At 63.4% G+C, this 11,976-nt stretch carries 12 protein-coding genes; 9 read left to right on the forward strand and 3 right to left on the reverse strand.

Translation table 11 applies throughout. From position 1 onward, the window contains the following. The 3 genes from AC3FKH_RS22160 to AC3FKH_RS22170 form a co-directional block, all read right to left on the reverse strand. A partial coding sequence (locus tag AC3FKH_RS22160) for a citrate/2-methylcitrate synthase (RefSeq protein WP_488677943.1) occupies nucleotides 1–596 on the reverse strand: 596 nt, incomplete at its 3' end. Nucleotides 597–652: 56 nt separating this feature from the next. Beyond that, nucleotides 653–1,633, reverse strand: a complete 981-nt coding sequence (locus tag AC3FKH_RS22165; protein WP_488677944.1) for an HpcH/HpaI aldolase/citrate lyase family protein — start codon at nucleotides 1,631–1,633, stop codon at nucleotides 653–655. A 132-nt stretch (nucleotides 1,634–1,765) separates the two neighbouring features. Then, on the reverse strand, nucleotides 1,766–2,749 hold the full coding sequence (locus AC3FKH_RS22170) for a malate dehydrogenase (RefSeq protein WP_483708708.1): 984 nt from the start codon (nucleotides 2,747–2,749) through the stop codon (nucleotides 1,766–1,768). A 380-nt stretch (nucleotides 2,750–3,129) separates the two neighbouring features. On the opposite strand from AC3FKH_RS22170, the gene AC3FKH_RS22175 reads away from it, so the two are divergent. The 9 genes from AC3FKH_RS22175 to livH all read left to right on the forward strand — a co-directional run bounded on the left by AC3FKH_RS22175 (nucleotide 3,130) and on the right by livH (nucleotide 11,964). Next, nucleotides 3,130–3,996 (forward strand): GntR family transcriptional regulator, encoded by an 867-nt coding sequence (locus AC3FKH_RS22175; RefSeq protein WP_488677945.1) that lies wholly within the window; start codon nucleotides 3,130–3,132, stop codon nucleotides 3,994–3,996. 268 nt (nucleotides 3,997–4,264) lie between these two features. After that, entirely contained in the window at nucleotides 4,265–4,675 is a 411-nt protein-coding gene (gene sdhC, locus AC3FKH_RS22180; protein WP_483708706.1) for a succinate dehydrogenase, cytochrome b556 subunit, read from the forward strand. 11 nt (nucleotides 4,676–4,686) lie between these two features. Continuing rightward, a complete protein-coding gene (gene sdhD / locus AC3FKH_RS22185; protein ID WP_483708705.1) occupies nucleotides 4,687–5,052 on the forward strand; it encodes a succinate dehydrogenase, hydrophobic membrane anchor protein in 366 nt (121 codons plus the stop codon). 3 nt (nucleotides 5,053–5,055) lie between these two features. Next, on the forward strand, nucleotides 5,056–6,834 hold the full coding sequence (sdhA, locus tag AC3FKH_RS22190; protein ID WP_483731600.1) for a succinate dehydrogenase flavoprotein subunit: 1,779 nt from the start codon (nucleotides 5,056–5,058) through the stop codon (nucleotides 6,832–6,834). Nucleotides 6,835–6,868: 34 nt separating this feature from the next. Further along, the gene (locus AC3FKH_RS22195) at nucleotides 6,869–7,570 is read left to right on the forward strand and encodes a succinate dehydrogenase iron-sulfur subunit (protein WP_211948961.1); all 702 of its coding nucleotides are present in this window, start codon (nucleotides 6,869–6,871) and stop codon (nucleotides 7,568–7,570) included. Nucleotides 7,571–7,672: 102 nt separating this feature from the next. Next, nucleotides 7,673–7,960, forward strand: coding sequence for an FAD assembly factor SdhE (locus tag AC3FKH_RS22200; RefSeq protein ID WP_488677947.1), 288 nt, complete (start codon nucleotides 7,673–7,675; stop codon nucleotides 7,958–7,960). Between the two features lie 44 nt (nucleotides 7,961–8,004). Then, entirely contained in the window at nucleotides 8,005–9,306 is a 1,302-nt protein-coding gene (gltA, locus tag AC3FKH_RS22205) for a citrate synthase (RefSeq protein ID WP_483708702.1), read from the forward strand. Nucleotides 9,307–9,831: 525 nt separating this feature from the next. Continuing rightward, on the forward strand, nucleotides 9,832–10,947 hold the full coding sequence (locus tag AC3FKH_RS22210; RefSeq protein ID WP_488677948.1) for a branched-chain amino acid ABC transporter substrate-binding protein: 1,116 nt from the start codon (nucleotides 9,832–9,834) through the stop codon (nucleotides 10,945–10,947). 90 nt (nucleotides 10,948–11,037) lie between these two features. Then, nucleotides 11,038–11,964 carry a high-affinity branched-chain amino acid ABC transporter permease LivH gene (gene livH / locus AC3FKH_RS22215; protein ID WP_483708700.1) on the forward strand — a complete coding sequence of 309 codons (927 nt, stop codon included), beginning with the start codon at nucleotides 11,038–11,040 and terminating at the stop codon, nucleotides 11,962–11,964. Nucleotides 11,965–11,976 lie beyond the last annotated feature (12 nt).

Genomic DNA, 11,976 nt, shown 5'->3' on the forward strand with positions numbered 1-11,976 from the left:
ATCATCGAGGTGTGCATCGCGCGTTCCCACTGGGCCGACGGCTTCTTGCCGTGCAGCAGGTGCAGGAAGTGGGCGCCGATGGAGTCGTCGTCGGTTTCGACTTCGATGCGGCGGCCGTTGTGGCTGAAGTGGTACCAGTACAGCAGCATCGAGCCCAGGCTGGCCATCAGCTGGTCGGCGATGTCGCGCGCGCCCGGGGTGTTGTGGTCGTCCTTCTCCGGCAGCACGGTGCCCAGCACCGACACGCCGGTGCGCATCACGTCCATCGGGTGGGCCGAGGCCGGCACGCATTCCAGCGCGGCCTTGACGTTGGCGGGCAGGCCGCGCAGCGACTTCAGCCTGGTCTTGTACGCGGCCAGTTCGGCCTTGTTCGGCAGCTTGCCGTGGACCAGCAGGTGGGCGATTTCCTCGAACTCGCAGGCGTCGGCCACGTCCAGGATGTCATAGCCGCGGTAGTGCAGGTCGTTGCCGGTACGGCCAACGGTGCACAGGGCGGTGTTACCAGCGGTCACGCCCGACAGGGCAACGGATTTCTTGGGCTTCGGCCCGGTCGGCGGCGGGGTTTCCGCGGGTGTCTCGTTCCTGGTTGCGGACATCCTGTTCTCCTTGGGTTTTGGTATTTGACGGATGTTGTGCGGACGCGGGCCGCGGCCTAGTCGAAGAACAGCTCGGCCACGTTGTCCGGCAGTGGCGTGCCCGTGGCGTGGGCGCGCTGCAGCAGCGACCAGTAGTAGCGGTAGCTGGCGCGGTCATGCAACTGCCCGTCGTGCCGGATCGGGGCCCAGTTGTTTTCGTGGGCGGCCAGCAGGATCTGGCTGGCCGCGCCGATTTCCTCGATGCCAGGCCGGAACGCGGCGACGATCGGCTGAATCTGGCCCGGATGGATGCTCCACTTGCGCAGGTAGCCGAACTCGGAGCGCGCGCGCAGCGCGTCATCGCCCGCGCGCTGCGGGGCCTGCACGTCGGTGCTGACATTGTGCGAAGGGACCTTGCCGTATCGATGGCAGGCGGCCGAAATCTCCAGCATGGCACGGCGGATCAGCGGGTGCTCGAACTGCTGGGGTGAACGCATGGCTTCGCCGGGAATGGCGCCGTGGTGGGCCGAGACGAAGTCCATCAGGCCGAAGCTCAGGCATTCGACCTGCACCAGCGAGGCGATTTCGAAAGCCTGTTCGAGCGCGGCGTGCGTCTCGACCAGAACATGGATCGGAATGTGACGTGCAATGCCTGCCGCGCGCGCGGCCTGGTTGACGTGATCGGTCACGCGAGCCACTTCGACGACATCGGTCACCTTGGGCACGACCACATAGGCCAGCCGCGCGCCGGCAGCGCGCACGAGCACATCGACATCCTGCTTCCAGCTTGGATGGGCAGGATCATGGATGCGCACACCCACGCGATTGTGGCGATTGAGCGGGCTGTTCACGAGCCGGGCGCACAGTTCGGCGTGCTCGCGCTCCAGCCCCACGGCGGCGCCGTCTTCGCAGTCAAAGGTGATATCGAAGACGGGACCAAGCTCTTGCTGCAGGGCCAGCGATTTGAGCATCAGCTTTTCGCTGCCCGCGTAGTGATCGCACACCGGCAACTGGATGGGGATGGCTTCGCCCTGGAACAAGACCTCGGAAGGGTGCACTTGGATTCTGGTCAAAAATGAGTTGGAAGGGGCCGCCGGGAAAGGTCGAGGCCCAACAAAAAAAACCGGAGCCCGCGCCGATTCTTGAATCGTTGCGGTGCTCCGGTTTCCCTCGCGGAATGGATCCGAAGATCAGCCGAGCAGATGCTGCACGCCGGCCTTTTCTTCTTCCAGTTCGTTCAGGGTGATGTTGATCTTTTCACGGCTGTAGTCGTCGATCTCCAGGCCCTTGACGATTTCGTACTTGCCGTTGGCGCAGGTCACGGGGTAGCCGAACATGGTGTCGGCCGGGATGCCGTATTCGCCGTTCGACGGGATGCCCATGGTGACGACCTTGCCGTTGGTGCCCAGCACCCAGTCATGCACGTGGTCGATGGCGGCATTGGCAGCCGAAGCGGCCGACGACAGGCCACGGGCTTCGATGATGGCGGCGCCGCGCTTGCCGACGGTCGGCAGGAACACGTCGTTGTTCCACACCGGGTCGTTGATCATGTCCTTGACGCTCTTGCCGTCGACGGTCGCGTAGCGGTAGTCGGCGTACATGGTCGGGCTGTGGTTGCCCCACACGAACATCTTCTCGATCGATGCCACCGGCTTGCCGGTCTTGGCGGCGATCTGCGACAGGGCACGGTTGTGGTCCAGGCGCAGCATGGCGGTGAAGTTCTCGCGCGGCAGGCTCGGGGCCGACTTCATGGCGATGTAGGCATTGGTGTTGGCCGGGTTGCCGACCACCAGCACCTTGACATTGCGGCTGGCGACTTCGTCCAGTGCCTTGCCCTGCACCGTGAAGATCTGGGCGTTGGCTTCGAGCAGGTCCTTGCGCTCCATGCCCTTGCTGCGGGGACGGGCGCCCACCAGCAGGGCAACGTCGGCGTCCTTGAAGGCGACCTTCGGGTCATCGGTGATCACCACGCCAGCCAGCAGCGGGAAGGCGCAGTCTTCCAGTTCCATCACCACGCCCTTGACGGCCGCCTGGGCCTGGGGCAGGTCGAGCAGTTGGAGGATGACCGGCTGGTCTTTGCCCAGCATGTCGCCATTGGCGATGCGGAACAGCAGGGAGTAGCCGATCTGGCCAGCGGCGCCGGTCACTGCGACGCGCATTGGGGCTTTAGCCATGAGTAAATCTCCAAACGAAAAGATGGGGGAAACCGGTGGGTGGCGCGCCGCGTAGGGGGAGGCACGTCACCAGGTGCTGGTTGTCGCCACAGCGGGGAGCAGCCGTCCGCCGGAACCAGGTGGCAGGGCCACGGGGCGGAGCCGGTGAGGGAGAGCCACAACGGGTCATGGTAAGGCAACGAAGCGTAAGTCTACTGCGAAGCGGGGCGCGTTAGCCAGATCGGACGGTTGTCTTGGTTCTGTCACGCGTGCCGCCGGCGTGGACCAGCGCGAGTGTAGGCCGGGCCATTCTCGATGTCAATTCATATGTCTTATATAAGACATAAGACATTTAACGTCAGGCTGGACGGGCTTTGCCGTTTTGTGGTGAAATCCCGCCTATGTCCTCCCTGCCTACGTCCCTGACCGGCGCCTCCGCACCCGGAGCGCAGGATTCTGGCGCCGCCAATTCCAGTTCCGGCGCCGGGGCGCAGCCGTCATCATCGCCCTCCCAACAGCCGGCCGCGCTCGCCGCGGCCCACGCCGTGCCGTCGCCTACATTCAGTCCGCTCTACCAGCAGATCAAGGCCCTGATCACGCGCAGCCTGCAATCGGGCGAGTGGAAGCCAGGCGACATGATTCCCAGCGAAATGGAGCTGGCATCGCGCTACAAGGTCAGCCAGGGCACCGTGCGCAAGGCCATCGACGAGCTCGCCGCCGACAACCTGGTCGCGCGCCGGCAGGGCAAGGGTACCTTCGTCACCACCCACCACGAAGACGTGGTCAAGTTCCGCTTCCTGCGGCTGGTGCCGGACGAAGGGGAGCCGCATTATGGCGCCAGCCAGGTGCTCGAGTGCAAGCGGCTGCGCGCGCCCGCGGAAATTGCCCGGCTGCTCGATATCCGTACCGGCGACAGCGTCGTGCAGATTCGCCGTGTGCTGACATTTTCGGGCGAGTCGACCGTGCTGGACGAGATCTGGCTGCTCGGCGCCAACTTCAAGGGGCTCACGGCAGAGAAGCTGACCGAGTGGAAGGGCCCCATGTACGCATTGTTCGAGGCCGAGTTCGGTACCCGCATGATTCGGGCCTCTGAGAAAATCCGTGCGGTAGCCGCCGACGAGACGGCGGCTACCTTGCTGTCTGTCCCGGTCGGGTCGCCGCTGCTGTCGGTCGAGCGCGTGTCGTATACCTACGGCGACCGTCCGGTCGAGGTGAGGCGCGGGCTGTACGTGACCACGCGCCACTATTACCAGAATGATCTGAGTTGAATATCGCGGCTGCCGGCCGGTCCGGCGCCATGATTATTGCGATATTCGTCATGATGGTTGCGGCTATTGCGTGGCGCGGGTGGTTTTTGCACTTCCCGCATTGCTGTGTGCGATTGTCGGGCGCCGCCTGTCCGGGCCTGATAGCTGAAAATTATTGGTGCGGCGCGCAACAAAGGCGCTAAAATCTCATGGATTTGCCCCAATGCATTCTTTTGCATGCAGGGCAATGGCAGTTTCGTTTTTTGTTTACCGCAAATTGGGGTCTCGCATGGCTGAAGCCGTCAAACAAGCCAGGCCGGAGTTCCGGAATATCGGTGTCTCGCAGATCGCGAAATACCGGTTGCCCTGGGCCGGCAAGGTATCCATCCTGCATCGCGTGAGCGGTGCCTTGATGTTCCTCCTTCTTCCCTTTGTTCTGTACCTGTTTGAGCAGAGCATTACCTCCGAACTGAGCTTCGCAAAGTTCTCGGCGCTGTTGTCCGGTGGCTTCGTCAAGCTGGTTGTGCTGGCCCTGATCTGGGGTTATCTGCATCACTTCTGCGCTGGTATCCGCTTCCTGCTGCTGGACGTGCACGTTGGCGTCTCCAAGCCCGCTTCGGCCAAGTCTGCCATCGGCGTGCTGGTTGTCAGCCTGCTGCTTACCCTGATTTTCGGCCTGAAGCTGTTCGGCCTGTTCTGAGGAGAATCAAGGTGGCAAACAATAATATCGGTCCCAAGCGTCTTGTCGTCGGTGCGCACTACGGCCTGAAAGACTGGCTCGCGCAACGCGTCACGGCCGTGATCATGGTGGTCTTCACCATCGTCCTGGCCATTGCCTTCCTGCTGTCGAACGGCGCTTCGTACGAAGCGTGGGCAGGACTCTTCTCCAATCAATGGATGAAGATCATCACGTTCCTGACCATCCTGTCGCTGCTGTATCACGCCTGGTTCGGCGTGCGCGACATCTGGATGGACTATGTGAAGCCGATGGCGCTGCGCCTCGTGCTGCAAGTTCTAACGATTCTGTGGCTCGTCGGTTGTGCGGGCTACGCTGCTCAGATTCTCTGGAGGGTGTAATAAATGGTCGCAGTCAAGACTGGATTGCCGCGTCGCCGCTTTGACGTGGTCATCGTCGGTGCTGGCGGCGCCGGGATGCGCGCATCCCTCCAGCTCGCGGAAGCCGGCCTGAACGTCGCCGTGCTGTCCAAGGTGTTCCCGACCCGTTCGCACACCGTGGCGGCGCAGGGCGGCATCGGTGCTTCGCTCGGCAACATGAGCGAGGACAACTGGCACTATCACTTCTACGACACCATCAAGGGCTCCGACTGGCTGGGCGACCAGGACGCCATCGAGTTCATGTGCCGTGAAGCCCCGAAGGTCGTGTACGAGCTCGAGCACTTCGGCATGCCGTTCGACCGCAATGCGGACGGCACGATCTACCAGCGTCCGTTCGGCGGCCACACCGCCAACTACGGCGAGAAGCCCGTGCAGCGCGCCTGCGCCGCGGCGGACCGTACCGGCCACGCACTGCTGCACACGCTGTACCAGCGCAACGTGCGCGCCAAGACCCACTTCTTCGTCGAGTGGATGGCGCTGGACCTGATCCGCGACCAGGACGGCGACGTGCTGGGCGTGACCGCGCTGGAAATGGAAACCGGCGAGGTCTACATCCTCGAAGCCAAGACCACGCTGTTTGCGACCGGCGGTGCCGGCCGTATCTACGCGGCTTCCACCAACGCCTTCATCAACACCGGTGACGGCCTGGGCATGGCGGCGCGCGCAGGCGTGCCGCTGGAAGACATGGAGTTCTGGCAGTTCCACCCGACCGGCGTGGCCGGCGCGGGCGTGCTGATCACCGAAGGCGTGCGCGGCGAAGGCGGCATCCTGCGCAACAAGGATGGCGAGCGCTTCATGGAGCGCTATGCCCCGACGCTGAAGGATCTGGCGCCGCGTGACTTCGTGTCGCGCTCGATGGACCAGGAAATCAAGGAAGGCCGCGGCTGCGGCCCGAACGGCGACTACGTGCTGCTCGACCTGACCCACGTCGGTGCCGAGACCATCATGAAGCGCCTGCCGTCGATCCGCGAGATCGGCATGAAGTTCGCCAACGTCGACGCGATCAAGGAACCGATCCCCGTCGTCCCGACCATCCACTACCAGATGGGCGGCATTCCGACGAACTACCACGGCCAGGTCGTGGTGCCGAAGAACGGCAACCCGAACGAAGTGCTCAATGGCTTCTACGCGATCGGCGAATGCTCGTGCGTGTCGGTGCACGGCGCCAACCGCCTGGGCACCAACTCGCTGCTCGACCTCGTGGTGTTCGGCCGTGCGGCTGGCAACCACATCATCGCGCAGAACCTGAAGCAGAAGGAGCACAAGCCGCTGCCGGCCGACGCCGCTGACCTCGCGATGTCGCGCCTGGCCAAGCTGCAGGGCACGACGTCGGGCGAGTACACGCAGGACGTCGCCAATGACATCCGCAAGAACATGCAGTCGCATGCCGGCGTGTTCCGTACGCAGAAGCTGATGGACGAAGGCGTGGAGCGCATCCTGGAAGTGTCGGAGCGCGCCAACAACATCCACCTGAAGGACAAGTCCAAGGTCTTCAACACCGCGCTGATGGAAGCCCTGGAAGTGGCCAACCTGGTGGAAGTGGCCAAGGCCACCATGATCTCGGCGGCTGCCCGCAAGGAATCGCGCGGCGCCCACGCGCACAGCGACTTCCCGAACCGCGACGACCAGAACTGGCTCAAGCATTCGCTGTTCTACAGCGAAGGCAACCGCCTCGACTACAAGCCGGTGAAGATGGAGCCGCTGACGGTGGAAAGCGTTCCGCCGAAGGCCCGTACCTTCTGAGCACCGCATCGTAGAGAAAACAGGACCCACAGAAATGAAGCGTATTTTCGAAGTCTACCGCTACGATCCGGACAAGGACGCGGCGCCTCGCATGCAGACCTACGAGGTCGAGCTCGACGGCCACGAGCGCATGCTGCTGGACGCGCTGGTCAAGCTGAAGAAGCTGGACGAGACCATCTCGTTCCGCCGCTCGTGCCGTGAAGGCGTGTGCGGTTCGGACGCGATGAACATCAACGGCAAGAACGGCCTGGCGTGCCTGACCAATATGCGCGAGCTGCCGGACCGCATCGTGCTGCGTCCGCTGCCCGGCCTGCCGGTCGTGCGCGACCTGATCGTCGACATGACGCAGTTCTTCAAGCAGTACAACTCGATCAAGCCGTTCCTGATCAACGACGAGCCGCCGCCCGAGAAGGAGCGCCTGCAGTCGCCCGAACAGCGCGACGAGCTGGACGGCCTGTACGAGTGCATCCTGTGCGCGAGCTGCTCGACGTCGTGCCCGTCGTTCTGGTGGAACCCGGACAAGTTCGTCGGCCCGGCCGGTCTGCTGCAGGCTTACCGCTTCATCGCGGACAGCCGCGACCAAGCCACCGGCGAGCGTCTGGACAACCTGAACGACCCGTACCGCCTGTTCCGCTGCCACAGCATCATGAACTGCGTCGACGTGTGCCCGAAGGGTCTGAACCCGACCAAGGCCATCGGCAAGATCAAAGAGCTGATGGTCCGCCGCGCAGTCTGATCCGGCGGAGTTCGCAGTAAAGAGCAGTTTAGAGCAGTTGTTGTAAGCGGCGCGTCGGCCTGAGCGGCAATATCAGGCGGGCGCGCCGGAAAGCAGGAAGCCATGACCGAGAGTCTCGCCACCAACTTCTCCCACCAGGCCGATCCACACAAACGCGCGCGTCTGCGCTGGCGTGCACGCCGCGGCCTTCTGGAGAACGACATCATCGTCGAGCGATTTTTCAACCGTTACGAGGAGAGCCTGTCCAACGAGGATGTGGCTTCGCTGAGCACGCTGTTCGATCTCAGCGACAACGAGTTGATGGACCTGCTCCTTGCCCGCAAGGAGCTCGACGGTGAACTCGACACGCCCCCGATGCAGCGCATAATTGGCCTGCTGCGTTCGGTCTGAGTATTTGGTCAATATTATTATTCACAGCATTTGAAGGATCCGACATGACGCCGTCCGATGTGAAAGCCACGCTATCGTTCTCCGATGGTTCCCCCAGCGTTGAGCTGCCGATTTACCAGGGCACCGTGGGCCCGGACGTGATCGACATTCGCAAGCTGTACGGCCAGACCGGCAAGTTCACCTACGACCCCGGTTTCATGTCGACGGCTTCGTGCAATTCGAAGATCACCTACATCGACGGCGACAAGGGCGAGCTGCTGTACCGCGGCTACCCGATCGAGCAGCTGGCGCAGAAGTGCGACCACCTCGAAACCTGCTACCTGCTGCTGAAGGGCGAGCTGCCCAACGCCAAGCAGAAGGAAGAATTCGTTGGCCACGTCATGAACCACACCATGGTTCACGAGCAGCTGCAGTTCTTCATGCGCGGTTTCCGCCGCGATGCCCACCCGATGGCCGTGCTGACGGGCCTGGTGGGTGCCATGAGCGCGTTCTACCACGACGCGATGGACATCGATGATCCGCACCAGCGCGAGATCTCGGCCATCCGCCTGATCGCCAAGATGCCGACCATGGTCGCCATGGCGTACAAGTACAACATCGGCCAGCCGTACATCTACCCGCAGAACGACCTGTCCTACTCGGGCAACTTCCTGCGCATGCTGTTCGGCACGCCGTGCGCCCCGTACACCGTGAACCCGGTGCTCGAGCGCGCGCTGGACCGCATCTTCATCCTGCACGCCGACCACGAGCAGAACGCTTCGACCTCGACCGTGCGCCTGGCTGGCTCGTCGGGTACGAACCCGTTCGCCGCCATCGCCGCCGGCGTGGCCTGCCTGTGGGGTCCGGCCCACGGCGGTGCGAACGAAGCCGCACTGAAGATGCTGGAAGAAATCGGCAGCGTCGACAACATCGGCGAGTTCATCAAGCAGGTCAAGGACAAGAACTCGGGCGTGCGCCTGATGGGCTTTGGCCACCGCGTGTACAAGAACTACGATCCGCGCGCCAAGCTGATGCGCGAAACCTGCCATGAAGTGCTGAACGAACTGGGCCTGCACAACGACCCGCTGTTCAAGCTCGCCATGGAGCTGGAAAAGATCGCGCTGGAAGACGAATACTTCGTCAGCCGCAAGCTGTACCCGAACGTCGACTTCTACTCGGGCATCGTCCAGCGCGCGCTGGGCATCCCGACGTCGCTGTTCACCTGCATCTTCGCGCTGGCTCGCACCCCGGGCTGGATCTCGCAGTGGGAAGAAATGATCACCGATCCGGAGTACAAGATCGGCCGTCCGCGCCAGCTGTTCAACGGCGCCGCCACGCGCAACGTGCCGGACGTGGACAAGCGCTAAGCCTTCCACTGCCCGCTGCGGCGCACTGCAGCAAATCACAAACGCCCCGGCCCGCCGGGGCGTTTGTCTTTCTGGCCCCGGGGTCTTGTGCGATGCGGCGAACGCGAGAGCAGAAAATTGCACGCCAAGTGGTCAGAAGGGCAATTTGTGGAGAATTGTGTCGCAGTCTGCCAACTAGGTTCCGCATTTGTTGTGCGATTTTCGCTTCCGGCGGGGAATTTGACCCTATAATGCGGGCTGCTCTGCCGATGGCAGCCGGACTACCCTCCGGCACGCCATGCGGCAAGCGGGGCAGGCGACAGCGCTTGCGCAATAGAGAACGCATCAAACGTTGTCTTTCCGAACCATGCTCCCCTGATCCTTCCGGGGGCTGACACATGCCGGGCCCCGCATCTGCTGTCTTCTTGCCGGACCCGTCTGCCGCGTCTCGGACCTGGTTTCCCTGTCGTCCGCGGTGTGTAGTTCGATTGCGCAGGTCATGCTGTCTCTGCCCGTATGACCACAAAACCAATCGAGGAGCACCTGATGACGCTTTCCCGCCTTACGTCCATTTCTCTGGCCGCCGTGCTGGCTACCCTTGGCGCTGCCGCCAACGCCGAAACCGTGAAGATTGCCATTGCCGGCCCGATGAGCGGTTCGGTTGCCCAGTATGGCGACATGGTCAAGGCCGGTGCGCTGACCGCCATCGAACAGATCAACGCAGCTGGCGGCGCCGGCGGCAACAAGTTCGAAGCGGTGCTGATGGACGACGCCTGCGAGCCGAAGCAGGCCGTGGCCGTGGCCAACAAGATCGTCAGCCAGGGCATCAAGTACGTGATCGGCCATGTGTGCTCGGGCTCGACCATTCCGGCTTCGGACATCTACGAGAACGAGGGCATCGTGATGGTCACGCCGTCGGCCACCGCGCCGCAGCTGACCGAGGCCAAGAAGCGCAAGTTCATCTTCCGCACCATCGGCCGCGACGACCAGCAGGGTCCTGCCGCCGCCCAGTACATCATCACCAAGGTCAAGCCGAAAAAGGTTGCCGTGCTGCACGACAAGCAGTCGTACGGCCAAGGCATCGCCACCTCGGTGAAGAAGGACCTGGAAGCCGCCAAGATTCCGGTGGCCGTGTTCGAGGGCATCAACGCCGGCGATTCGGACTACTCGGCCGTCATCACCAAGCTGAAGTCGCAGGGCGTGGACTTCGTCTACTTCGGCGGCTACCACCCGGAAATGGGCCTGCTGATGCGCCAGGCGCGCGAGCAGGGCGTGAAGGCCACCTTCATGGGTCCCGAAGGCGTGGGCAACAAGGACGTGACCGCCATTGCCGGCCCGGCCTCCGAAGGCATGCTGGTGACGCTGCCGGCCGACTTCTCGGCCGATCCGGCCAACGCCGGCCTGGTGAAGGCTTTCGCCGACAAGAAGCGTGACGCCAACGGTCCGTTCCAGATGCCGGCCTACGCCGCCGTCAAGATCATTGGCGACGCCATCGCCGGCGCCAAGAGCACCGATCCGACCAAGGTCGCGGCGACCATGCACAAGAACGCCTTCCAGACCCCGATCGGCAAGGTCGAGTACGACGACAAGGGCGACCTGAAGTCCTTCAAGTTCGTGGTCTACACCTGGCACAAGGACGCCAGCAAGACCGCCGCCAACTAATCCGGGCATTTCCTTCGCCGGCATCCCGCGCCCCCACAAGGGGCGGCGGGATGTTCCGCTATCGGGCTTCGATTTCCTGAGGCTTCCCCCATGAACGAATTCCTTCCACAGTTCACCCAGCAGCTGGTCAACGGCCTGACACTGGGTGCGATCTATGCGCTGATCGCCATTGGCTACACGATGGTCTACGGCATCATCGGCATGATCAACTTTGCCCACGGCGAGATCTACATGATCGGCGCCTATGTGGGCCTGGTCACACTGACCGCCATCGGCGTGCAGGCCGGCTATCCCTTGCCACTCGTGCTGGGCGCCGCGCTCCTGGTTTCCGTCCTGGTCACCGGCTGCTATGGCTTCGCGGTCGAGCGCGTGGCGTATCGCCCCTTGCGCGGCGGGCCGCGGCTGGTGCCGCTGATCTCGGCCATCGGCATGTCGATCTTCCTGCAGAACTACGTGCAGATCGGGCAGGGCGCACGCGACGTGTCCGTGCCGATCCTGATCTCGGGCGCCATCGAGTTCCAGATGGGCGGCGACTTCGTCGTCACCGTACCGTATTCGCGCCTGCTGATCGTCGGCGTGACGCTGGTGCTGATGATCGCGCTGACCCTCTTCATCGGCCATTCGCGCATGGGCCGCGCCTGCCGCGCGTGCGCCGAAGACATGCGCATGGCGAACCTGCTCGGCATCGACACCAACCGCGTGATCTCGTTCACGTTCGTGCTCGGCGCCATGCTGGCCGCGGTCGGCGGCGTGCTGATCGGGCTGACCATCGGCAAGCTCAATCCGTTTATCGGCTTCATCGCCGGCATCAAGGCGTTCACCGCCGCGGTGCTCGGCGGCATCGGCAGCATCCCGGGCGCGATGCTTGGCGGCGTGCTGCTGGGTCTGGCCGAGACTTTCGCCTCCGGCTACATGCCGGCCGAATACAAGGACGTGGTGGCATTCAGCCTGCTTGTGCTGGTGCTGCTGTTCCGCCCGACCGGCCTGCTCGGCAAGCCGGACGTGGAAAAGGTCTGAGAGGGAACGCGA

This window comes from Cupriavidus sp. 21MJTG02-4 (assembly GCF_057798975.1).